The 22539-nt window shown below is 68.3% G+C and carries 19 protein-coding genes; 7 read left to right on the top strand and 12 right to left on the bottom strand.

The features are described from left to right. Positions 1-133: 133 nt before the first annotated feature. Entirely contained in the window at positions 134-1594 is a 1461-nt protein-coding gene (locus ETC07_RS03140) for an alanine/glycine:cation symporter family protein (protein ID WP_136247058.1), read from the bottom strand. 167 nt (positions 1595-1761) lie between these two features. Between ETC07_RS03140 and ETC07_RS03135 the strand changes: the two genes are divergently transcribed. Further along, entirely contained in the window at positions 1762-2574 is an 813-nt protein-coding gene (locus tag ETC07_RS03135; protein ID WP_136247057.1) for a helix-turn-helix domain-containing protein, read from the top strand. Positions 2575-2591: 17 nt separating this feature from the next. Here ETC07_RS03135 and ETC07_RS03130 read toward each other — a convergent pair whose 3' ends face one another. The 6 genes from ETC07_RS03130 to ETC07_RS03105 all read right to left on the bottom strand — a co-directional run bounded on the left by ETC07_RS03130 (position 2592) and on the right by ETC07_RS03105 (position 7508). Then, the gene (locus ETC07_RS03130) at positions 2592-2900 is read right to left on the bottom strand and encodes a hypothetical protein (RefSeq protein ID WP_136247056.1); all 309 of its coding nucleotides are present in this window, start codon (positions 2898-2900) and stop codon (positions 2592-2594) included. Positions 2901-2952: 52 nt separating this feature from the next. Then, positions 2953-4017 (bottom strand): class II fructose-bisphosphate aldolase, encoded by a 1065-nt coding sequence (fba, locus tag ETC07_RS03125; RefSeq protein ID WP_136247055.1) that lies wholly within the window; start codon positions 4015-4017, stop codon positions 2953-2955. A gap of 66 nt (positions 4018-4083) precedes the next feature. Next, entirely contained in the window at positions 4084-5247 is a 1164-nt protein-coding gene (locus ETC07_RS03120; RefSeq protein ID WP_136247054.1) for a phosphoglycerate kinase, read from the bottom strand. 37 nt (positions 5248-5284) lie between these two features. Further along, positions 5285-6319, bottom strand: a complete 1035-nt coding sequence (locus ETC07_RS03115) for a type I glyceraldehyde-3-phosphate dehydrogenase (RefSeq protein WP_136247053.1) — start codon at positions 6317-6319, stop codon at positions 5285-5287. Positions 6320-6411: 92 nt separating this feature from the next. Beyond that, on the bottom strand, positions 6412-7134 hold the full coding sequence (locus tag ETC07_RS03110; protein ID WP_136247052.1) for an LrgB family protein: 723 nt from the start codon (positions 7132-7134) through the stop codon (positions 6412-6414). Then, the gene (locus ETC07_RS03105; protein ID WP_168709163.1) at positions 7131-7508 is read right to left on the bottom strand and encodes a CidA/LrgA family protein; all 378 of its coding nucleotides are present in this window, start codon (positions 7506-7508) and stop codon (positions 7131-7133) included. The genes ETC07_RS03110 and ETC07_RS03105 overlap by 4 nt, the downstream gene beginning before the upstream one ends. 275 nt (positions 7509-7783) lie before the next feature. On the opposite strand from ETC07_RS03105, the gene ETC07_RS03100 reads away from it, so the two are divergent. Next, positions 7784-8836, top strand: a complete 1053-nt coding sequence (locus tag ETC07_RS03100) for a class I fructose-bisphosphate aldolase (RefSeq protein WP_136247050.1) — start codon at positions 7784-7786, stop codon at positions 8834-8836. Between the two features lie 108 nt (positions 8837-8944). Here the strand turns inward: ETC07_RS03100 and tkt are convergent, their stop codons facing one another. Continuing rightward, positions 8945-10951, bottom strand: a complete 2007-nt coding sequence (gene tkt, locus ETC07_RS03095) for a transketolase (protein WP_136247049.1) — start codon at positions 10949-10951, stop codon at positions 8945-8947. 320 nt (positions 10952-11271) lie between these two features. Between tkt and metK the strand changes: the two genes are divergently transcribed. From metK to ahcY, 3 genes are all read left to right on the top strand, one after another. Then, positions 11272-12492, top strand: a complete 1221-nt coding sequence (gene metK, locus ETC07_RS03090; RefSeq protein WP_136247048.1) for a methionine adenosyltransferase — start codon at positions 11272-11274, stop codon at positions 12490-12492. 107 nt (positions 12493-12599) lie between these two features. Next, the gene (gene ligB / locus ETC07_RS03085) at positions 12600-14309 is read left to right on the top strand and encodes an NAD-dependent DNA ligase LigB (RefSeq protein ID WP_136247047.1); all 1710 of its coding nucleotides are present in this window, start codon (positions 12600-12602) and stop codon (positions 14307-14309) included. Positions 14310-14372: 63 nt separating this feature from the next. Next, entirely contained in the window at positions 14373-15779 is a 1407-nt protein-coding gene (gene ahcY / locus ETC07_RS03080) for an adenosylhomocysteinase (protein ID WP_136247046.1), read from the top strand. Positions 15780-15836: 57 nt separating this feature from the next. Here ahcY and ETC07_RS03075 read toward each other — a convergent pair whose 3' ends face one another. Then, entirely contained in the window at positions 15837-16769 is a 933-nt protein-coding gene (locus tag ETC07_RS03075) for an AEC family transporter (RefSeq protein ID WP_136247045.1), read from the bottom strand. A gap of 248 nt (positions 16770-17017) precedes the next feature. Between ETC07_RS03075 and metF the strand changes: the two genes are divergently transcribed. Beyond that, complete coding sequence (metF, locus tag ETC07_RS03070; protein ID WP_136247044.1) at positions 17018-17860, top strand: methylenetetrahydrofolate reductase [NAD(P)H]; 843 nt, start codon at positions 17018-17020, stop codon at positions 17858-17860. Positions 17861-17929: 69 nt separating this feature from the next. On the opposite strand, the gene ETC07_RS03065 is transcribed toward metF, so the two are convergent. Then, positions 17930-20116, bottom strand: coding sequence for a TRAP transporter permease (locus ETC07_RS03065; RefSeq protein WP_136247043.1), 2187 nt, complete (start codon positions 20114-20116; stop codon positions 17930-17932). An 83-nt stretch (positions 20117-20199) separates the two neighbouring features. Continuing rightward, on the bottom strand, positions 20200-21177 hold the full coding sequence (locus tag ETC07_RS03060) for a TAXI family TRAP transporter solute-binding subunit (RefSeq protein WP_136247042.1): 978 nt from the start codon (positions 21175-21177) through the stop codon (positions 20200-20202). 343 nt (positions 21178-21520) lie between these two features. Between ETC07_RS03060 and sodC the strand changes: the two genes are divergently transcribed. Then, positions 21521-22048: a superoxide dismutase family protein gene (sodC, locus tag ETC07_RS03055; protein WP_136247041.1), complete on the top strand. Its 528-nt coding sequence runs from the start codon at positions 21521-21523 to the stop codon at positions 22046-22048. A gap of 244 nt (positions 22049-22292) precedes the next feature. Here sodC and ETC07_RS03050 read toward each other — a convergent pair whose 3' ends face one another. Next, positions 22293-22535, bottom strand: a complete 243-nt coding sequence (locus ETC07_RS03050) for a YheV family putative zinc ribbon protein (protein ID WP_136247040.1) — start codon at positions 22533-22535, stop codon at positions 22293-22295. Positions 22536-22539 lie beyond the last annotated feature (4 nt).

Raw genomic sequence — 22539 nt, 5'->3', positions numbered from 1 at the left:
CGCCCACGGGTTTCGCCGTGGCGCGGGGCGTTCAGTCCAGCGCGAAGCCGGGTGTCGCGTCAAGGTGGCGTGACACGCAGCGGCCCCGCCGAAGCGGGGCCGCAGGTGCGATGCGAGACGCCGCAGGCGCGGATCAGTGCCGGGCGTTGCCCAGCGTCTGGTGGGCGCGCTCGAGGTCTTCGGGTTCGAGCTCCCAGGACTTGGGGTCCAGCCCCAGCGTCGGATGGTCCTTGGCGTTGAAGACCGGCTGTTCGACGCCGTCGCGGATCTGGCCGTCGAAGTCACTCAGGATGCGCAGCCCGGGCTTGAACAGCATGATCAGGGCGATCAGGTTGGCCACCGCCAGCAGGCCCATGGTCACGTCGGCGAAGCCGAACGCGGTGCCAAGATCGGTGGTGGCGCCCCAGCAGACCAGCAGCACGATGGTCACGCGGAAGACGTTGAACAGGCCCTGATTGCGGCGGCTGAAGAAGTTCAGGCTATTCTCGCCCAGGTAGTAGTTGTAGAGGATGGTGCTGAAGGCGAACAGCAGCAACGCGATGCTGACGAAGGTGCGGCCCCATTCGCCGACATGATCGGCCAGCGCTTCCTGGGTCAGGGCGATGCCCGCGACATCGACGCCGGAAGCCGGGTCGTAGGCGCCGCTGAGCAGGATCAGGAAGGCGGTGGCGGAGCAGATGACCACGGTGTCGATGAACACCGAGAAGGCCTGCACGATGCCCTGGTTGACCGGGTGCGGCACATAGGCCACCGCCGCCACGTTAGGGGCGCTGCCGAGGCCGGCCTCGTTGGAGAACAGCCCGCGCTTGACGCCCATCAGGATCGCCGCGCCGATACCGCCGCCGATGGCGGGCTCGAGCCCGAAGGCGCTTCTCACGATCAGCCCGATCACCTCGGGGATCTGGGTGATGTTCAGGGCCAGCACCAGCAGCGTGACCAGGATGTAGCCGACGGCCATGATCGGCACCAGGAACTCGGTGATGCGCGCGATGCGCTTGATGCCACCGAAGATGATCAGGCCCACCAGCAGGGCCAAGCCGAGGCCGCTGTAGAGTACTGGCACCCCGAAGGCGTCGCTGAAGGAGGTGGCCACGGAATAGGATTGCAGGGCGGTGAAGGCTAAGCCGAAGGTGGCCAGCAACAGCACCGAGTAGAGCCCGGCCAGCCAGTTCCAGCGGCGGCCGAGGCCGCGGGCGATGTAGTAAGCCGGGCCGCCGCGGTAGGTACCATCGCCTTCGGACTGCTTGTAGGTCTGCGCCAGGGTGCACTCGAGGAAGCTGGTGGCCATGCCCATCAGGCCGACCAGCCACATCCAGAAGATCGCGCCCGGCCCGCCTAGGGTGATGGCCACGGCGACGCCGGCGATGTTGCCACCGCCGACCCGGCCGGCGACCGACAGCACCAGCGCCTGGAAGGAACTCAGGTGGTCATGCTTGTCGCGCCTGAAGGCCTGGCTGGCACCGAGAATGCGGAACATACGGCCAAAGTAGCGGAACTGTACGAAGCGAGAGGCCACGGTGAAGCCGATGCCCACGGCGATCAGCAGCACGATCAAGACCTTGCCCCAGAGCAGGTCGTTGAGAAAAGCCAGCATTTCAGTTGTCTCCATTTTGGCCTTATTGGTGGTATGAGGGATTTAAGCAGCTGGGAGGCGCGCTGGGATTTGACGCTATGGTGCACTCTGGCGCACTGTTAGGCGCACCCAGTGCACCCTTGTGCGCCATCGCGCGGCAAGCGCTCCCCCCGAGGACTCCGTACGACATGCATGATGACTTCGCGGCCAACCTGCGGCTGATGTGCAGCTACTACCGCTCCATCGCCGAGGTGTGCCGTCGGCTCGATATCAACCGGGCGCAGTTCAACCGCTATCTCAGCGGTCGCTACAAGCCTGCCAGCAACACCATGCGTCGGATCTGTGACTTCTTCGGCGTCGAGGTCCACGAGATCCTGCTCTCCCACGGGGCGTTCCGCGAGCTGGTGCGGCTGCATCCGGAACAGGGCGGTGCCACCCGGCGAGCCCCTTCGCTTGCCTTGCCTCCCACGCTGCTCGAAAGGGGCCGGCAAGGCATGTCGCGCTACCTCGGCTGCTACCACGAGTATTACCTGGCGATGTCGCGGCCCGGCCAGGTGCTGTGCACCCTGGTCTGCCTCGAGCGGCGTGGCGAGGACATCCTCTACCAACGCATCGAACGCATGCCACCGCGTACCGGCGGACGTTACTGGCACAACCGCTACCGTGGTGCGGCGATGCTGCTGACCGACCGCCTGTTCCTGGTCGATCATGAGTCGCTCAACGGCCACGAGATGACCCAGACCGTGCTTTTCCCCAGCTTCAAGAGCCATGTGGCCCGGCTCAACGGGATCCGTCTGGGGGTGGCGGACAGCAGCGAGCGGATGCCCTGCTGCACGCGGGTGGTCTACGAGCGCATCGCCGACACGCTCAGCACGCCTCAGGCGTTGTCGGCGTGCGGGCTCTATGCCCTGGACGATCCGGCCCTCGACCCCGATATCGTGGCGGCGATCCACAACGACATGGCGCCCGGCGAGTGGCACTTCCGGGCGCGCTATTCCTAGGCGCCTGACGATGGGTGTCAGGGCATGTGGCGGGTGCAGTGCTCGCGGTAGAGTGAGGCATCGGCGCCCAGCGCCAGCCGCTCGGTGACGCTGTGGTAGTAGAACGGCACGGCGGTTCGCTCGCCGCCTACGGCCTCGCCGCACAGCCCGTAGCCTTTGTTGACCTCGAGCAGGCGCTCGATCTCGAGCGTGTCTGGCGCCTCGAGACGTTCGGCGATGCGCGTGGCGATCGCGTCGTTACGCTGGGCGTCGGAGACCGCCTGGCCGCCGAAGATCAGCCCGGCGACGAGCAGGATCGCGACGACGGGAATCCAGAGATTATGCATGACGGGGCTCGCAGGGGGGGGCCACCGGCCGAGGGCCGGTGGGCGGCGTCGCTTACTTGACGCGCGGGTCCAGCTCGCCACGCTCGTAGCGCAGGAACATCTCTTCGAGGTTGATCGGCTTGATCTTGCTGGCCTGGCCGGCGGTGCCGAAGGCCTCATAGCGGTCCTTGCAGACGGCCTTCATGGCCGCAGTGCTGGCCTTGAGGAACTTGCGCGGATCGAACTCGGCCGGGTTCTCGGCCATGAAGCGACGCACCGCACCGGTGGAGGCCAGGCGCAGGTCGGTGTCGATGTTGACCTTGCGCACGCCGTGCTTGATGCCCTCGACGATCTCCTCGACCGGCACGCCGTAGGTCTCGGGGATGGCGCCACCGAACTCGTTGATCACCTTGAGCCACTCCTGGGGGACCGAGGAGGAGCCGTGCATCACTAGGTGGGTCTCGGGGATGCGCGCGTGGATCTCCTTGATACGCGAGATCGACAGGGTGTCGCCGGTGGGCGGTTGGGTGAACTTGTAGGCGCCGTGGCTGGTGCCGATGGCGATCGCCAGGGCATCGACCTGGGTGGCCTTGACGAAGTCGGCGGCCTCTTCGGGGTCGGTCAGCAGCTGCTCGTGGTCGAGCTTGCCCTCGGCGCCGACGCCGTCTTCCTCGCCGGCCATGCCGGTCTCGAGGCTACCCAGGCAGCCCAGTTCGCCCTCGACGGAGACGCCACAGGCGTGGGCCATGTCCACGGTGCGGCGGGTCACGTCGACGTTGTAGTCGTAGCTGGCCGGGGTCTTGCCGTCGCTGCCCAGCGAGCCGTCCATCATCACCGAGGAGAAGCCCAGCTGGATGGAGCGCTGGCACACCGCGGGGCTGGTGCCGTGATCCTGGTGCATGACCACCGGGATGTGCGGGAATTCCTCGACGGCGGCCAGGATCAGGTGGCGCAGGAAGGGCGCGCCGGCGTACTTGCGGGCACCGGCGGAGGCCTGGATGATCACCGGCGAGTCGGTCTCGTCGGCGGCCTCCATGATGGCGCGCATCTGCTCGAGGTTGTTGACGTTGTAGGCCGGAACGCCGTAGCCGTGCTCGGCGGCGTGGTCCAGCAGTTGGCGCATGCTGATCAGTGCCATGAAGTCACCTTGTAGTCCGTGAGGGGCGCGGCGGGCCGGCGCCGCGCCCGGTATCGATGGAGTGGGTTAACGGGCCGCCGCTTGCAGGGCGACCACCGCCGGCAGGGCCTTGCCCTCGACATATTCGAGGAAGGCGCCACCGCCGGTGGAGATATAGGAGACGCGGTCCTCGATGCCGTACTTGTCGATGGCCGCCAGGGTGTCGCCGCCGCCGGCGATGGAGAAGGCCTCGCTCTCGGCGATGGCGTGGGATAGCGCCTCGGTGCCGTGACCGAACTGGTCGATCTCGAACACGCCCACCGGGCCGTTCCACAGGATGGTACCGGCGGCCTTGAGCTGCTCGCCGAGCCGTGCCGCGGTCTCGGGGCCGATGTCGAGGATCATCTCGTCGTCATTCACCTGATCGACCGGCTTGACCTCGGCGGTGGCGGAGTCGGAGAACTCGGTGGCCACCACCACGTCGGAGGGCAGCGGGATCTCGACCTTGTCCATCAGCGTCCGGGCGACGTCGACCAGGTCGGCCTCGTGCAGCGACTTGCCGACGTTGTAGCCGGCCGCGGCGATGAAGGTGTTGGCGATGCCGCCGCCGACGATGATCCGGTCACACTTCTCGGACAGCGCGTTGAGCACCTCGAGCTTGGTGGACACCTTGGAGCCGCCGACGATGGCGGCCATCGGCCGCTTCGGCGTGGCCAGCGCCTGCTCCAGCGCCTCGAGCTCTTGGGCCAGCAGCGGGCCGGCGCAGGCCGCGGGGGCGAAGCGTGCCACGCCGTGGGTCGAGGCCTGGGCACGGTGGGCGGTGCCGAAGGCGTCCATCACGTAGACGTCGCACAGCGCCGCGTAGGCCTTGGCAAGCGCCTCGTCGTCCTGCTTCTCGCCCCGGTTGAAGCGCACGTTCTCGAGCAGCACGACCTCGCCGGCGGCGAAGGCAGGGGCCTCCGTCAGGTAGTCCTTGGCCAGGCGCACCGGGCATCCGAGCAGGCCGCCGAGATGGTCGGCCACCGGTGCCAGGGAGAACTCCGTGGCCGGCTCGCCCTCGGTGGGGCGGCCGAGGTGGCTCATCAGCATCACCTGAGCGCCGGCTTCGAGCGCCGCCTGGATGGTCGGCAGGGCCGCCCGCAGGCGGGCATCGCTGGTCACCTGACCGTGCTTGACGGGTACGTTCAGGTCCTCGCGGATCAGGACTCGCTTACCGTCGAGGTCGAGGTCGGTCATCTTGCGCACGTTCATGGAAGCAGATTCCTCGTCTGGGAAGGCCGAAGGGGTCTCAGGCATCGGAGGGCGGCACCGGGCCCAGTCGGGCGATGCGGCCGGCGACGTCGAGCATGCGATTGGCGAAGCCCCACTCGTTATCGAACCAGCACAGCATCTTGATCAGGCGGCCGCCGGCCACCCGGGTCTGGGTGGCGTCCACGATACCGGAGCGCGGATCGTGGTTGAAGTCGACCGAGGACATGGGCGTCTCGGTGTAGCCGAGCAGCCCCGAGAGGCGCTGGGTGCTGGCCTCGCGCAGCAGGGCGTTGACCGCGTCGGCGTCGGTGTCGGTGCGTACCGAGAGTGCCAGGTCCATGGCCGAGACGTTGATCGTCGGCACGCGCACGTGCAGACACTCGAAACGCTCGGCGAGGTGCGGCATCAGGCGGTTGATGCCGAGCGCCAGGCCGGTGTCCACCGGCACGATGGAGTGCATCGCCGAGCGGGTCAGGCGCAGGTCTGTCTGGTGATAGGCATCGATCACCGGCTGGTCGTTCATCGCCGAATGAATGGTGGTGGTGACGCCGTGTTCGAGGCCCAGTGCCTCGTCGAGCACCGTCAACACCGGCACCAGGCAGTTGGTGGTGCAGGAGGCGGCGGAGATCACCCGGCAGGCCGGGGTCAGGTCGGCGTCGTTGATGCCGCTGACGATGGTGGCGTCGACGTCGCTCTCGGCGGGCTGGGAGAACAGCAGACGCCCGGCGCCGGCGGCCAGGTGGGTCTCGGCGGTGGCGCGCTCCTTGAAGCTGCCGGAGCATTCCAGCACCAGGTCGATGCCGAGCTCGGCCCAGGGCAGGTTGGCCGGGTCGGCCTCGGAGAGCACGCGGATGGGCCGCTCATCGATCATCAGGTACTGGTCGTCCACCTCCACGCGGCCGGGGAAGCGGCCGTGGGTGGTGTCGAAGCGGGTCAGGTAGGCGATGGTGTCGAGCCCGGACAGCTCGTTGATGGCCACCACCTCCAGCTCCGGCATGCCTCGCTCGACGAGGGCGCGCAGCACGCATTGGCCGATGCGGCCGTAACCGTTGATGGCGATACGTAGGGCCATGGCCTGTCCGAGACTCCCGATTCCGGTAGATACGAGGCGGCGATTCTAGCCTATTTCGCGATCGTCGTCGCGAGACGGTCACCGGCGCCCGCCTAGAGGCCCAGCAGCCGCCAGGCCAGCGGCAGGCACAGGGCCGTGAGGATGCCGGTCAGGCTCATGCCCAGAGACGCGAAGGCACCGGCGGTGGGGCTCATCTCGAAGGCGCGTACGGTGCCGATGGCATGGCCGTTGACCCCCAGGGCGAAGCCGAGGATACGGTGGTCGCGAATGCCCAGCGGCGGGGCCAGCAGGCTGACCGCCAGGGTCGCCATCACGCCGGTGACCAGGAGCCCGCCCATCAGCAGCGGCACCGAACCGCCGAGCGCCTCGACGATCCCGAGCGCGATCGGGGCGGTCACCGACTTGGGCGCCAGCGAGGCCAGTACCTCGGGACTGGCGCCCATCACCCAGGCCAGCGCCAGCGAATAGCAGGAGGCTAGCGCCGCCGCCGGGGGTAGGCTCAGAGCCAGCGGCCTCCACAGCGCGCGGATATGATGAAGCTGCTGGTAGAGCGGCACCCCAAGCGCCACCGTGGCCGGGCCAAGCAGCAACATCAGCCAGTCCGCGCCGCGTCGGTAGTCGGCGAAGTCGATGGACAGCCCCCACAGGGTGGCGGCGACCAGCAGCGCGGCCAGCAGCACCGGTGGGCACCAGCTGGGGCGCCCCAGGCGCTCGACAGCCCACAGGGCGGCGAGATAGGCGGCCAGCGTCATGGCGATGGACGATAGCGGGGTGATCAGCAATGCCTCGCGCAGTTCTATCAGGGCATCGCTCATGAGCGGGGCTCCTTCGGCGTCTCCGGCTCGGGACCGGAAGGCATGCAGCGGCGCATCAGCAACAGCGTGGTCAGCACGCTGGCGAGCGTGCCGCCCATCAGCGCTACCGCGACGGCCAGCCATTGGCCGGCGAAGTCGTCGGCGAGGAAGAACACCCCCACCACGCCGGGCATGATCAGCATCGCTAGCAGGCCGATCAACGGCTGGCCGGCGGCGGCGATGTCATCGAGTCGCCCGATGCGCAGCATCAGCAGAGCGGTCATCAAGAGCATGCCCACCACCCCGGCCGAGACCGGGAGGTCGAGCAGCACGACCAGCGTCTCGCCGGCCAGCCACACCCCCGTGAGCCACAGAAATCCGCGCAGTAGTGCGATCACGTCGTTCCTCCTGAATGGCCCCTTCCCAGGCGTCATCATGCCAGGGAGGCGGGGGGAAATCCGTTGCTCTTTCGCCGGGGCGAGGCATTCGTGTCGGCGTCGGGCGGGCATTGTAGGCAGCGAGAGACGGATGCCGGCGGGAAGCGCTGACAAGTCGAGTTCGGGATAGCCAATATGGCGGTGTTCTCGTTGCATCGGTGGGCTGTTGTGGGCCGCCGCTTGCTCTAGGCTAGGGGAATACCGTCAGTCAATCATCAAGGAGAGAGGGTGCGATGACCGATATAGCGCAGTTGCTCGGCAGTGAAACGGACAGCCTGCTGACCCATGAGTGCCGCGGCATCCCGGCCGCGTCGATCCACGCGCCGGGCCCCGATTACATCGATCGAGTGATGGCCCACGGCGACCGCCGCCCCCAGGTCCTGCGTAACATGCAGGCGCTGTTCGACCACGGCCGGCTCGGCGGCAGCGGCTACCTGAGCATCCTGCCGGTGGACCAGGGCGTGGAGCACTCGGCCGGCGCCTCCTTCGCCCCCAACCCGGCCTACTTCGATCCGGCCAACATCGTCGAGCTGGCCATCGAGGGGGGATGCAACGCCGTGGCCTCGACGCTTGGCGGCCTGTCGTCGGTGGCGCGACGCTATGCTCACAAGATCCCCATGCTGCTCAAGCTCAACCATAACGAGACGCTGAGCTACCCGGCGATGTTCGATCAGACGCTGTTCGCCCAGGTCGAGCAGGCCTTCGAGATGGGCTGTGCGGCGGTCGGCGCCACCATCTACTTCGGCTCCCCCGAGAGTCGCCGCCAGATCGCCGAGGTCAGCGAGGCCTTCGAGCGCGCTCATCAGCTGGGCATGGTCACGGTGCTGTGGGCCTATCTGCGCAACCCGGCCTTCAAGCACCAGGGCCACGACTACCATACCGCCGCGGACCTCACCGGCCAGGCCATCCACCTGGCGGCGACCCTCAAGGCCGATATCGTCAAGCAGAAGCTGGCCGAGACCAACGCCGGCTATCGCGACATCGGCTTCGGCCACACCCACGGCAAGGTGTATGACGAGCTGACCTCCGATCATCCCATCGACCTGGCCCGCTACCAGGTGGCCAGCAGCTACATGGGCCGAGCCGGGCTGATCAACTCCGGGGGTGGTTCGAAGGGCCATAGCGATCTGGGCGAGGCGGTGCGCACCGCGGTGATCAACAAGCGCGCCGGTGGCATGGGGCTGATCTCCGGCCGTAAGGCCTTCCAGAAGCCCATAGCCGAGGGCGTCGAGCTGCTCAACGCCATCCAGGATGTGTACCTGTCGGAAGACGTCACCCTCGCTTGAGACGGGCCCACCCCGGGCGGCTCGAGTCGCGGGTAGCGGGGCCTATAACGACGAAGGGCACGGCGAATGCCGTGCCCTTCGTCGTGACGCGTGGCGTCGGGATGACGATCAGTCGTCGTCGGCGTCGTCCAGCAGCAGCTCGGCCTCGGCGACCAGGTTCTCCACGGTGAAGCCGAAGTGCTTGAACAGGTCGCCGGCCGGGGCGGATTCGCCGAAGCTGTCCATGCCCAGAATGCGGCCCTCGAGGCCCACGTACTTGTACCAGTAGTCGCGGTGGCCGGCCTCGACGGCGATGCGGTTGCCCACTTCCGCCGGCAGCACGGCCTGGCGGTAGGCGGCATCCTGCGTGTCGAAGACGTCGGTGGCGGGCATGGAGACCACGCGCACCGCACGACCCTGTTCGCCGAGCTCGGCGGCGGCGTCCATGGCCAGGCCGACCTCGGAGCCGGTGGCGATCAGGATCAGCTCGGGGGTACCCGTGCAGTCCTTCAGCACGTACCCGCCGCGCTGGATATCGGCCAGCTGCTGCGAGTCGCGCTGCTGATGCGGCAGCCCCTGGCGCGACAGCACCAGGGCGGTGGGGCCGGCGTGGCGCTTGATGGCCGCGTTCCAGGCCGCCGCGGTCTCCACGGTGTCGCAGGGGCGCCAGGTGGAGAGGTTGGGCGTGGTGCGCAGGCTGGTCAGCTGCTCGATCGGCTGGTGGGTCGGGCCATCCTCGCCGAGGCCGATGGAGTCATGGGTGAACACGTAGGCCGCACGCTGGCCCATCAGCGCCGCCATGCGCACGGCGTTGCGCATGTATTCCATGAAGATCAGGAAGGTGGCGCCGTAGGGGACGAAGCCGCCATGCAGGGCCAGGCCGTTCATCACCGCGCCCATGCCGAACTCGCGGACGCCGTAGTGCAGGTAGTTGCCGCCGGGGGCTTCGGCGGAGATCGCCTCGGCACCCTTCCAGAAGGTCAGGTTGGAGGGCGCCAGGTCGGCGCTGCCGCCGAGCAGTTCGGGGAGCTGCGGGCCGAGCTCGTTGAGGCAGGCGAGCGATGCCTTGCGGCTGGCGATCGAGTCGCCCTTCTCCTGGGCCTGGACGATCATCGCCTCGCTGGTCAGCTCGGCGGGCAGATCGCCCTGCTGGCGGCGCGAGAACTCGCGGGCCAGCTCGGGGTGGGCCTCGGTGTAGCGCTCGAAACGCGCCTGCCACTCGGCCTGGCGGGTGGCGCCGGCCTCGTTGGCGTCCCAGCCTTGGTAGATGTCTTCCGGCACGTGGAAGGGGGCGTGGGGCCAGCCGAGCTGCTGACGGGCCGCGGCGACCTCGTCCTCGCCCAGGGCGGCGCCGTGGCACTCTTCCTTGCCCTGCTTGTTGGGGGCGCCGAAGCCGATGATGGTCTTGCAGACGATCAGGCTGGGTTTGTCGCTATGGCTCCGGGCCAGCTCGATGGCCGCCTTGACCTCCTCGGGCTTGTGGCCATCGACGACGGGCACCACGTGCCAGCCGTAGGCCTCGAAGCGCTTGGCGGTGTCGTCGGTGAACCAGCCTTCGACCTCGCCATCGATGGAGATGCCGTTATCGTCGTAGAAGGCGATCAGCTTGCCGAGCCGCTGGGTGCCGGCCAGCGAGCCGACCTCGTGGGAGACGCCTTCCATCAGGCAGCCGTCACCCAGGAAGCAGTAGGTGTAGTGATCGACGATGGTGTGGCCGGGGCGGTTGAACTGAGCGCCCAGGGTGCGTTCGGCGAGCGCCATGCCCACGGCGTTGGCCAGGCCCTGGCCCAGCGGGCCGGTGGTGGTCTCGATGCCCGGGGCGTAGCCGAGCTCGGGGTGGCCGGCGGTCTGGGCGTGCAGCTGGCGGAAGTTCTGCAGCTGTTCCAGGTCGAGGCCGTAGCCGGAGAGGTGCAGCAGGGAATACAGCAGCATGGAGCCGTGGCCGTTGGAGAGCACGAAACGGTCGCGGTCCGGCCAGTGCGGGTCGGCCGGGTTGTGCTGGAGGTAGTCGTTCCACAGCACCTCGGCGATGTCGGCCATGCCCATGGGGGCGCCGGGGTGGCCGGAATTGGCCTTCTGAACGGCGTCCATGGACAGGGCGCGAATGGCATTGGCCAAATCGAAACGGGACGGCATGGGGGTCAGCTCCTCGCCTGCGGCAGATAGTAGCAATGACGCAGCCCGGTCGGGGATGGCCGGGCATGGATCTCGGCTGGAATGTGCCGCGAAAGGGAGCGGCACGCTCGAATCAGGGGGCTTATTGTCGCCGAATGGGCCGCGGCCTTCAAATTCGCCGCCGCGCGGGCCGTCCTCGGTGATGGCAAGGCGCTAGGAAGCCCCGCGGCGAGCGTGTAAAATCCGCAGCCAGCCGGTCCGCCCGGGCCTCGGCGCCATGCCACCCGCCCGTGCCTTGGGGCCAGATGCCTTCCTCCCATTTCCTGAGGGCCGAGGACGCCATGAGCGAATACTCCCTGTTTACCTCCGAATCCGTCTCCGAGGGGCACCCGGACAAGATCGCCGATCAGATCTCCGACGCGGTGCTCGATGCCATCATCGCGCGTGATCGCAACGCCCGCGTGGCCTGCGAGACCATGGTCAAGACCGGCGTGGCGATCGTCGCCGGCGAGATCACCACCTCGGCCTGGGTCGACCTGGAGGACCTGGTGCGTCGGGTGATCCTCGATATCGGCTATACCTCCTCCGACGTCGGCTTCGACGGCGATACCTGCGGCGTGTTGAACCTGATCGGCAAGCAGAGCGTGGAGATCGCCCAGGGCGTCGATCGTTCGAAGCCCGAGGACCAGGGCGCCGGCGACCAGGGGCTGATGTTCGGCTACGCCACCGACGAGACCGACTCCTACATGCCGGCGCCGATCCACTACTCGCACCGCCTGGTGGAGCGCCAGGCCGAGCTGCGCCGCAACGGCATGCTGCCGTGGCTGCGCCCGGACGCCAAGAGCCAGCTGACCTTCCGCTACGACGAGCAGGGCAAGCCCTGCGCCGTCGATGCCGTGGTGCTGTCCACCCAGCATGATCCGGAGATCGATCAGCAGGACCTGCGCAAGATGATCCGGCGTGAGATCATCGAGCAGGTGATCCCCGCCGAATGGCTGACCGAGACCACCGAATACCACATCAACCCGACCGGCAAGTTCGTGATCGGTGGCCCGGTGGGAGACTGCGGCCTGACCGGACGCAAGATCATCGTCGACACCTACGGCGGCATGGCGCGTCACGGTGGCGGCGCCTTCTCCGGCAAGGATCCGTCCAAGGTCGACCGCAGTGCCGCCTACGCCGGCCGCTACGTGGCCAAGAACATCGTCGCTGCCGGCCTGGCCGAGCGCTGCGAGATCCAGATCTCCTATGCCATCGGCGTGGCCGAGCCGACCTCGGTGTCGGTGAACACCTTCGGCACCGGCAGGGTCAGCGACGAGCGCATCATCGAGCTGGTCCGCGAGCACTTCGACCTGCGGCCCAACGCCATCACCTCGATGCTCGACCTGCTGCACCCGATGTACCGGCTGACCGCGGCCTACGGCCACTTCGGTCGTGAGCCGTTCGAGTCCTCCTACACCTGGACCGACACCCAGGGCGAGCCGCACACCGAGACCTTCACCGCCTTCCCCTGGGAGAAGACGGACCGCGCCGCCGGGCTGCGCTCCGCCGCCGGGCTGTGAGCCGCTAGCGGGATCGGCGATCTCGCACACGTCACGAGGGCCCCGTCCGGCAATGCCGGGCGGGGCCCTTTGCTAGGCTCGAGACAGGCCCCGCCGGAGTGCTCGTCATGCCTCGCCGTCTCACCGTGTTCCTGCTCTGTGTCTGCCTGCATGTCGGGTCTCTGCCGGCGCTTGCCGCCTGCCCGGATTGGCCCGGCGCCCGCGCCGAGCGTGAAATCGTCGCCCTCCACGCCCGCCTCGAAGGCTGGAACGACGCCTACCGTCGCGACGGTGGCTCGCCGGTCAGCGACGCCGTCTATGACCAGGCGCGCGAGCGCCTCGAGGCCTGGCGGGGATGCTTCCCCGGGCGGGCGCCCGAGGCTTCGCCGCCCCAGGCGGGCTCGGCCGGCGAGCGCGTTCATCCCGTCGCCCAGACCGGGCTTGCCAAGCTCGATGGCGAGCCGGCGGTCCGCACCTGGCTGGCACGCCGCGACGACGCCTGGCTGCAGCCCAAGGTGGATGGCGTGGCGGTCACGCTGGTCTTCGACGACGGCCGGCTGGTACGGGCGATCAGCCGTGGCGATGGCGAGAGCGGCCAGGACTGGACGGCCCGCCTCCGGCGCCTGCCGGCGGTGCCCGAGCGATTGACGGAGGCGCCACCCGGGCGTGTGGTGCTGCAGGGCGAGCTGTATCGGCGCCTCGACGACCACATCCAGGCACAGGCCGGTGGCGCCGGGGCGCGCAGCGAGGTGGCGGGATGGCTGGCCCGGGAACGGTTGGCACCGGCCCTGGCCGCGGAGATCGGCCTGTTCGTGTGGGCCTGGCCCGACGGCCCCGCCGCCATGAGCGAACGTCTCGCAGGACTCGCGGCGATGGGCTTCGCCGATACCGGGCGCTGGAGTCGAGCCGTGGAGGGCCTCGAGGACGCGCGCCGCCTGCGCGAGCGCTGGTATCGCGGCCCGCTGCCCTTCGCCACCGATGGCGTGGTGCTCAAGCGGGGTGGGCGGCCGGACGGCGCTGGTTGGCGTGCCGAGGCCCCGGGCTGGGCCGCGGCCTGGAAGTATCCGCCTCGCGAGGCGCTCGCCGAGGTGCGCGGCGTCGAGTTTCGCATCGGCCGCACCGGTCGCATCACGCCGCTCTTGCAGCTGATGCCGGTGCGCCTCGACGGCCGCACGCTCCGCCGGGTCTCCGTCGGCTCGCTGTCTCGCTGGCAGGCGTTCGATATTCGCCCCGGCGACAGCGTGGTCGTGGCTCTGGCGGGGGCGACGATTCCCCGCCTCGAGGGTGTGGCCTGGCGGGCCGCCGAGCGCCCCGAGGTCACGCCGCCGTCGCCCGCTGACTATTATGCGCTGTCCTGCTGGCACCCCGAGCCGGGCTGTGAGGGCCAGTTCCTCGAACGGCTGGCGTGGCTCTCCGGCGAAGCGGCACTGGACATCCCCGGGCTGGGGCCCGGCACCTGGCGGTCGTTGATCGACGCCGGGCTGGTGGAAGGCCTGCTCGACTGGCTGGCGCTCGCGCCCGCCGAGCTCGAGCGCGCATCCGGCATCGGCGATATACGTGCCCAGCGCCTCGCCACGCGTTTCGGGACGGCGCGACAGCGCCCGTTCGTCGCCTGGCTCGAGGCGCTGGGGCCTCCCCCCGGCTGGGCCGCCGGCCCGTCGAACGGATGGGCGGCGTTGGCGGGGCGCAGCGAGGCCGAGTGGCGGGCCCTGCCCGGCGTGGGGCCGACGCGCGCCGTTGATCTGGCCGCCTTCTTCGACGACCCCGAGGTCTTGACCCTGGCGAGCCGACTGAAGGAGGTCGGCATCGCCGGTTTCGCGGGCGTCGCCTCGCGTTGATTGTCCGCCGCTCGCGAGGCTGCCTATAGTGAAGGCACGCTTTTCGTCGAGAAGAGGTGACGCATGAACCAGCCCGCCGTATCCGCGCCCACCGGGGATCACAAGGTGGCCGATATCGCCCTAGCCGACTGGGGGCGGCGCGAGATCCGCATCGCCGAGACCGAGATGCCGGCGTTGATGGCGATCCGCGAGCAGTATCGACAGCGCCAGCCCCTGGCCGGGGCGCGCATCGCCGGCTGCATCCACATGACCATCCAGACCGCGGTGCTGATCGAGACCCTCATCGACCTGGGCGCCTCGGTGCGCTGGTCGTCGTGCAACATCTTCTCCACCCAGGATCATGCCGCCGCGGCCATCGCCGCCACGGACATACCGGTGTTCGCCTGGAAGGGCGAGAGCGAGGATGAATTCTGGTGGTGTATCGCACAGACCGTGGAAGGCCCCGACGGCTGGGTGCCCAACCTGGTGCTCGACGACGGCGGCGATCTTACCGCGCTGCTCCACGAGCAGCGCCCCGAACTGCTCGACGCCGTCCACGGCCTCAGCGAGGAGACCACCACCGGCGTGCACCGGCTGCTGGAGATGGCCCAGGCGGGCTCGCTCAGGGTGCCGGCGATCAACGTCAACGACGCGGTGACCAAGTCCAAGAACGACAACAAGTACGGTTGCCGTCACTCGTTGAGCGATGCCATCAAGCGCGCCACCGACCACCTGCTGGCCGGCAAGCAGGCGCTGGTGGTCGGCTACGGCGATGTGGGCAAGGGCTCGGCGGCATCGCTGCGCCAGGAAGGCATGATCGTCAAGGTCGCCGAGATCGATCCGCTGTGTGCCATGCAGGCCTGCATGGACGGTTTCGAGGTGGTCTCGCCCTATCGCGACGGCGTCAATCACGGCATGGAGAGCATCGACCGCAGCCTGATGGCGCGCCTCGACCTGGTGGTCACCGCCACCGGCAACATCGATGCCTGCGACGCGGCGATGCTCAAGACCCTCAAGCGGGGCTGCGTGGTGTGCAACATCGGCCACTTCGACAGCGAGATCGATACCGCCTACATGCGCCGCCAGTGGCACTGGGAAGAGGTCAAGCCCCAGGTCCACAAGGCCTATCGTGACAGCGATCCCGGCGAGTACGACCCGGAAAGCCGCGACTACCTGATCCTGCTGTCCGAGGGGCGGCTGGTGAACCTGGGTAACGCCACCGGCCACCCGTCGCGGGTGATGGATGGTTCCTTCGCCAACCAGGTGCTGGCGCAGATTCACCTGTACGAGCGGCGCTTCGCCGAGCTCGACGCGGCCGAGCGGCGTGCGATGCTCGGCGTCTCGGTGCTGCCGCGCCGGCTGGACGAGGAGGTGGCCCGCTACATGGTGGAAGGCTTCGGCGGGGTGGTCACCCACATGACCGATGCCCAGGCCGAGTACACCGGCCTCGCGCCGGAGGGCCCGTTCAAGCCCGACGGCTATCGTTACTGACGCTCACTCACGGCCGAGCGCTCCCGCCGGGGCCATGGCGAGCACGAGAGCCTGCCGCTAGCCGCCGACCAGCGGCAGCATCCAGCCGAGATAGAGCGGAATCAGCAGCGGCGCGGCCAGGGTGGTGAGCAGCACCGCCAGCGCGCCCTTCTCCGGGGCGATGCCGAGTTCCATGGCCACCACCACCACGTTGGCGGCCATGGGCACCACGCCGATCAGCAGTAGCGCCGTGGCGAGGGTCGGGGCGAGCCCGACGGTTGCCTGTAACGCCAGCACCACGCCCAGCGCGAGCAGCGGCCACAGCGCACAGCGCACCGCCACGCAGGCGCCGATGAAGCGCCAGTCGAACTGGCGCACCGAGACGCTTCCCAGCGTCATGCCGATGATCATCATGCCGAGCAGGGTGTAGGTGGGCGGGAACACCTCGAGCCCCTCCATCACGGCCGCCGGCACCTCGAGCCCGGCGCCCTCTACCAGCAGCGCCGCCAGGAAGGCGTAGATCAGCGGCAGACGCAGGATCTTGGACAGGCTTTCGCGTACCGAGAAGCGTCCCCGGGCGCTCAGGTAGAAGCCCAGGGTGAATTCATAGAGGGTCACGCCCAGCACCCCGAACAGGTATAGCGTCACGCCCTCCGGCGGCAGCAGCACCAGCGCCACCGGCAGGCCGAAGTAGCCGGTATTGCCGGTGCCGGCCGAGAATGCCAGCACCGCGGCCTCCTCGCCGGGCAGGGTGCGTCGGGCCACCGAGCTGACCAGCAGTGCCACCAGGCAGGCGGTGGCGAACAGCGCCGCGGTGAGCAGCAGGTAGGCGGGCGTCGGCCCACCCAGGGTCAGGCCGCGGAAGAAGGTCAGCGGGGCGATCAGGTAGATCAGCAGGGTGGCGATGGGGCGGGGGTCGACGGCCAGGCGTCGCGCCGCCAGCCAGCCCAGGCCGACGAAGGCCAGCAGCGTCCACAGCGGACCCATCAGGGTGTCGGGGTCGAGCGTCATGCGTCGTCGCCTTGCGTGTCGAGCGGAGCCTCATGATGCCTCGCGCGAGGCGGTGTTGTCAGTCGGCCGTGGGGGGCAATCGGAAAATGAGTCATGGGGACTCCGGCCACTACATGAAAGAAATCGATACAGCGGCGACGAAACTTTCATTGGTCGGCGCGCCGCCGGCTGGTCACAATGTGGTCATTCATCAGCCGCCCGCCGCCGGCGCGTGGCTCCTTCACCGCTCCACCAAGAGGACTGGATCGATGAGCGCACAAGAGCATCCGCTGGGTATCAGCTTCGAATTCTTCCCGCCCAACACCGAGGCCGGGCGCGACAAGCTGATGCAGGCCCGGGATGCTCTGGCCACTCGCGGGCCGCGTTTCTTCTCCGTCACCTACGGCGCCGGCGGCTCCACCCAGCAGCGCACCACCGAGACCGTGCGCCAGGTGCGCGAGTCCGGTTTCACCACCGCGCCGCACCTGTCCTGCATCGGCAGCGAGAAGGCCGCGCTGCGCGACCTGCTGGCCCAGTATCGTGAGGAAGGCATCGACAGCCTGGTGGCGCTGCGTGGCGACCTGCCTTCCGGCATGGGCGGCGTCGGCGAGCTGCGTTACGCCAACGAGCTGGTCGAGTTCATCCGCGAGGAAACCGGTGACCACTTCGAGATCGCCGTGGCCGCCTATCCGGAGGTTCATCCCCAGGCCCCCAGCTTCGATCGTGATGTGGAAAACTTCGCCCGCAAGATGAAGGCCGGGGCCAATTTCGCCATCTCCCAGTACTTCTTCTCCGCCGACGCCTACTTCCACTTCGTCGAGCGGGCCCGCGCCCTGGGTGTCGAGGCGCCGATCGTGCCGGGCATCATGCCGATCACCAACTACACCAAGCTGGCGCGCTTCTCCGATGCCTGCGGCGCCGAGATACCGCGCTGGATCCGCAAGCAGCTGGAGTCCTACGGCGATGACAGCGAGTCGATCGCCGCCTTCGGCGAGGAGGTGATCTCGCGGCTGTGCCAGCGCCTGCTCGACGGCGGCGCGCCGGGGCTGCATTTCTACACCTTGAACCAGGCCACGCCGGCCCTGCGGGTGGTCGACAACATCCGCGGCTGAGGCGACGCCGGGCTAACGCAAAGGCCCTGCCATCCGGCAGGGCCTTTTTGCGTCGGTGGGGAGTCTGTGTCAGCTCGATGTCGCCGCGCTGGGCGTGCCGCCGCTGTGGCCACGTTGCATCAGCAGCAGGGCCGCGCCGATGGCCAGGCCAGCCACATCGGTGATGACGCCGCCGTAGATCATGCACAGCGCACCGACCAGCATCGCCAGCCGTTGCCAGGCCTTCACCGGGCCGAAGAACCAGGCCTGGACGGTGGCCGACAGCAGCACGATGCCCAGCGTCGCGGTCACGCCGACCCGCAGGATCTGCAGCCAGGAGCCTTCCATCAGCATCGCCGGGCTGTAGAAGAACATGAACGGCACGATGAAGGCGGCCAGGCCGATCTTGAACGAGGCCACCGAGGTGCCCATGGCGTTGTCCCCGGAGATGCCTGCCGCCGCATAGGAGGCCAGCGCCACCGGCGGAGTGATCGCCGACACCACCGCGAAGTAGAACACGAAGAAGTGTGCCACCAGCGGCTGGATGCCGATCCCGATCAGCCCCGGCGCCACCACCGAGGCGGCCACCGCATAGGCGGCCGTGGTCGGCATGCCCATGCCCAGCAGGATCGAGATGCACATGGCGAAGAACAGCGCCAGCAGCTGGCTGACCCCGGCCAGGCCGAGCAGCAGCGAGGAGAAGCGCGCGCCCACGCCGGTCAGCGCGATGACGCCGACGATCAGGCCGGCGCAGGCGCACACGGCGATGATCTGGATCGACATGGTGCCGGCCAGCTGCAGGGCCTGGAGAATCGCGCGGATGCCCATCTTGTGGGGCGAGATCCAGCTCACCACGGCGGCCGAGGCGGTGGCCAGGGTGCCGGCGCGGATCACCGAATAGCCCATGAACAGCGCGGCGATCAGGATGATGATCGGGGCGAACAGGTAGACCTGCTTGACCAGCTTCGAGAACCGCGGGATCTCATCCTTGCGCATGCCACGCATGCCCTTGCGGGCCGCCTCGAAGTCGACCATGCAGTAGATCGACAGGAAGTAGAGGATGGCCGGGATCAACGCCGCCACGGCGATATCGGTGTAGGGGATGCCGGTGACCTCGGCCATGATGAAGGCGCCCGCGCCCATGATCGGCGGCATGATCTGCCCGCCGGTGGAGGCGGCGGCCTCGATGGCGCCGGCGCTGCGCGCCGGGTAGCCGACCTTCTTCATCAGCGGGATGGTCAGCGAGCCGGTGGAGACCACGTTGCCGGCGCTGGTGCCGTTGATCATGCCCATCAGGCCGGAGGCGAAGATCGATACCTTGGCCGGGCCGCCGCGGGCGCGGCCGGCGGCGGCGAAGGCGAAGTTGACGAAGTAGTCGCCGACCTTCGAGGCCTGCAGGAAGGCGGCGAAGATGATGAACAGGATGATGTAGGTCGAGGACACCGCGGTGGTCGGGCCGAGCACGCCGGCGTCGGTGTAGACCTGGCTGAAGAAGCGCCCCACCGAGAGCCCTGGGTAGCCGAGGAAGCCCGGCAGGTAGGGGCCGGCGAACACGTAGGCCAGGAAGATGGCGGCGATGATCACCAGCGCCAGGCCGGCGACGCGGCGGGTCAGCTCGAGGATCAGCGCCGCGCCGGCGATCGCCGCGTAGGAGATGCCCATCGGCGCGAAGGGCGTGCCGGTGGAGGCGCGCAGCGGGCTGTTGAACATCACCAGCAGGTAGCCGGCGCTGGCCACGGCGCAGACCATCAGCACCAGGTCGGCCGGCGAGATGCGGTGGCGATACTGGCGGAAGCTCCACGAGAGCACGATGCCGGCGGCGGTGGAAAGCAACAGCGGATAGCCGTAGTGGAAGGCCTCGATCTCGGGCGCGATGCGCATGGCGCCATCGTTCATGGCGGCCTGCATCATGAATACCTGGTACAGCGCATAGCCCGCAGGGATCAGCAGCGCATAGCCAAGCCAGCCCAGCCAGGCGGGCGAGGGACGCCGGTCGTCGTCGGCGAAGCGGGTGCCGGCATAGAGGCCATAGCCGAGGATCAGCGCGCCGCAGATGTGCACGATGCGAAACGACCAGGTCTCCATCGGGTAAAGGTTGAGCGACACCAGATGGAAGCTGGAGTAGGCGATGGCAATGGCGGCGAACAGCAGCCATTGCCAGCCGGAATAGAGGCGGCGGTTGGATTCCGCCGCGTCGTCGTCGACGCCCTCGGCGACAACGGCGGTGATCTCCTCGTCGTCACGCTCGGTGTGACGGGGATCGGGATGCTGGGACATGGGAGTCACCCTTGGAGGAGAGGCGAAGGTGTAACAGTCGCCCCCGCACCGGGACGGGGCGGGGGCGCGGGACGGTCAATGACTCAGAGCTGCTGTTCGGCGGGGATCTCGTAGCCGTTCTCTTCGAACCAGCGCACGGCGCCCGGGTGGAACGGCAGGACGGTGTTGTACTCGAGGTTCTCCGGCACGCTGAACTGGGCGCTGCGGTGGATGTCACGCATGCGGTCGTTGTTCTCCATGCTCAGCTTGGTGATCTCGTAGACGAAGTCTTCGGGCAGGTCACAGCCGGCGATGGTGAAGTTCCACATGGATACGGCGCGCGCATCTTCCTCGAGGATCTGGTAGGTGCTGGCCGGAATCTGGAACGGTGAGACCGGGAAGGCGTCGACGATCCGCTGCTGTTCGTCGGCGGTAAACTCGATGATGTTGACGTCGGTCTGCACCTCGAGCTGGCTGACCGCCGGGATCGGGATGCCCGCGGCGAAGGCGATGACGTCGATCAGGCCGTCCTGCAGCTGGCCGCCGAGATCGTTCCAGCCGCCGTTGCGGCGCTCGAAGTCCACGCCCAGCTCCTCGAGGATCTTGGGGAAATAGGTGTCGGAGGTGGAGGCCGCCGGCCCGAAGCCGATGGTGGCTCCGTCGGGGATGTCGGCGATCGTGTCGATGCCGCTGCCCTCGAGGGTGGTGATGGAGAACGGCGTCTCATACATCGGGAACAGCGCGCAGACGTTATCCATCGCCACGCCGGGAGCCAGCGGGCTCTTGCCGGCCACGGCCTCGGCGGCCGGGCCCATGGTGCTCAGGCCCAGGGCCAGGTCGCCGGTGTGCACCAGCGCCAGGTTCTGGTTGGGCCCGCCGGTGACCTCGCCGCCGCCGGACACGCCCAGCTCGTCGGCGATCATGTTGGCCCAGCCGGAGCCGTAGACGAAGTAGGTGCCGCCCTGGCTGGCGGTGCCGACGGTGAAGTTGTCCGGCCAGTCGCTGCGCTCGGCCTGGGCGCTGCCGGCGATCAGCATGGCGCCGGCCAGGGTGCCGGTGAGGATCCGGGTCGTGGTGGTCATGGCGTGTCTCCCGTGGCGAGAGGCCGACATGGTGCGAGTCGGCCTTTCGAGGTGTTGTTGGTAGTGGTCGGCCCGGCGACGGTCGCGCGGGCCATCTTGCGACACTCAGGAAGCAGCAAGGGGTGTTCCATGACGAAGGTAAGGTTTTATATTCAAATACTTGGCAGGAATTTGTTCGACCAAGGTCGAGGCCTTTCGACGACATCGATTCCGAGAATCCGCACGCCTATACGCCCGGGTTGTGCGATTTTCCGCACGGCGAGTGGCGTGGCGATGGTGGTTGGCGTCGGCGATGGTGTCGATTAGCCTGGAAGGCTCCAGTACATCCCCAAGGAGGATCGCGATGATGCGTATAGGTATGTTGGCACTGGGGCTTGGTGCTTCGTTGTGGCTGGCCGGGACGGCCCAGGCCGCTTCCGAGGTCGAGCTCCACTCGGTCGATGCCGAGGGCGTCGGCGAGTCCATCGGCACCCTGAGCCTCGAGAACAGCCCCCATGGCCTGCTGGTGACACCGGACCTCGGTGGGCTCGAGCCGGGCCTGCATGGGTTGCATGTCCACCAGACGCCGAGTTGCGAACCGGCGGAGAAGGGCGGTGAAACGGTGGCCGCGGCATCGGCGGGGGGCCACTACGACCCGCAGGATACCGGTACCCATGCCGGCCCCTACGGAGAGGGTCATCTCGGCGACCTGCCGGTGTTGGCGGTGGATGCCGAAGGCGAGGCCACCACGCCGTTGCTGGCGCCGCGTCTCGAGGTCGCCGACCTGGCGGGGCGCGCGGTGATGGTGCATGCCGGCGGCGATAACTACTCCGACGAGCCCAAGCTCGGCGGTGGCGGGGCCCGCGTCGCCTGCGGGGTCATCGATGGCTAGGCCATCGCGTCGATAAAGATACCAGGGGCCTCCTACGGGAGGCCCCTTGTGCATTGGGTGAGGTGCCAGGGGAAGCGCTGCACCCATGTCTGCGCGGGCGAATCGCCCTGCCGGTGCATCAACCCGGAGCAAGCCTCGCCTATCTCTCATAGGCGCCGAATTCGCTCGCCGACGTGTTCGGCGCTCCTGTAAAGAGCACCGGCCCCGTGCGCTCGATTCGGGGTAGTAGGAACGACGGGCGGGATCAGCCCTTGGGGTCGAGGATCTTCACGGTCTGGAAGTCGTCGGCCTGTGGCGCCTCGTGCTCGCGATTGACGCGGGTCTCGAGCTCGGCCTGGCCGTCGTCTTCGATGGGCAGCTGTTCGAAGAAGTCGCAGCTGACGCAGTCGCGGTAGCGCACGCCGTTCTGTTCCCAGGCACGGATGCGATCCATCTCGGCGCAGCGCGGGCAGATGGCGCCGGCGATGAAGCGTTTCGGGGTAGCCATGAGG

Origin of the sequence: Halomonas borealis (assembly GCF_004798905.1) — a bacterium.
GTDB lineage: Bacteria > Pseudomonadota > Gammaproteobacteria > Pseudomonadales > Halomonadaceae > Halomonas > Halomonas borealis.
This window is presented reverse-complemented; position numbering and strand designations above follow the sequence as displayed.

Bases quoted from the DNA above. Each gene is read 5' to 3' on its own strand.
- metF (WP_136247044.1), top strand. From the start codon at position 17,018: ATGAGCGCACAAGAGCATCCGCTGGGTATCAGCTTCGAATTCTTCCCG.
- ligB (WP_136247047.1), top strand. From the start codon at position 12,600: ATGCCTCGCCGTCTCACCGTGTTCCTGCTCTGTGTCTGCCTGCATGTC.
- ETC07_RS03050 (WP_136247040.1), bottom strand. From the start codon at position 22,535: ATGGCTACCCCGAAACGCTTCATCGCCGGCGCCATCTGCCCGCGCTGC.
- ETC07_RS03130 (WP_136247056.1), bottom strand. From the start codon at position 2,900: ATGCATAATCTCTGGATTCCCGTCGTCGCGATCCTGCTCGTCGCCGGG.
- ETC07_RS03065 (WP_136247043.1), bottom strand. From the start codon at position 20,116: ATGTCCCAGCATCCCGATCCCCGTCACACCGAGCGTGACGACGAGGAG.
- fba (WP_136247055.1), bottom strand. From the start codon at position 4,017: ATGGCACTGATCAGCATGCGCCAACTGCTGGACCACGCCGCCGAGCAC.
- ETC07_RS03120 (WP_136247054.1), bottom strand. From the start codon at position 5,247: ATGAACGTGCGCAAGATGACCGACCTCGACCTCGACGGTAAGCGAGTC.
- ETC07_RS03135 (WP_136247057.1), top strand. From the start codon at position 1,762: ATGCATGATGACTTCGCGGCCAACCTGCGGCTGATGTGCAGCTACTAC.
- ETC07_RS03140 (WP_136247058.1), bottom strand. From the start codon at position 1,594: ATGCTGGCTTTTCTCAACGACCTGCTCTGGGGCAAGGTCTTGATCGTG.
- ETC07_RS03060 (WP_136247042.1), bottom strand. From the start codon at position 21,177: ATGACCACCACGACCCGGATCCTCACCGGCACCCTGGCCGGCGCCATG.
- sodC (WP_136247041.1), top strand. From the start codon at position 21,521: ATGATGCGTATAGGTATGTTGGCACTGGGGCTTGGTGCTTCGTTGTGG.
- ahcY (WP_136247046.1), top strand. From the start codon at position 14,373: ATGAACCAGCCCGCCGTATCCGCGCCCACCGGGGATCACAAGGTGGCC.
- ETC07_RS03110 (WP_136247052.1), bottom strand. From the start codon at position 7,134: ATGAGCGATGCCCTGATAGAACTGCGCGAGGCATTGCTGATCACCCCG.
- ETC07_RS03100 (WP_136247050.1), top strand. From the start codon at position 7,784: ATGACCGATATAGCGCAGTTGCTCGGCAGTGAAACGGACAGCCTGCTG.
- ETC07_RS03075 (WP_136247045.1), bottom strand. From the start codon at position 16,769: ATGACGCTCGACCCCGACACCCTGATGGGTCCGCTGTGGACGCTGCTG.
- ETC07_RS03115 (WP_136247053.1), bottom strand. From the start codon at position 6,319: ATGGCCCTACGTATCGCCATCAACGGTTACGGCCGCATCGGCCAATGC.
- metK (WP_136247048.1), top strand. From the start codon at position 11,272: ATGAGCGAATACTCCCTGTTTACCTCCGAATCCGTCTCCGAGGGGCAC.
- tkt (WP_136247049.1), bottom strand. From the start codon at position 10,951: ATGCCGTCCCGTTTCGATTTGGCCAATGCCATTCGCGCCCTGTCCATG.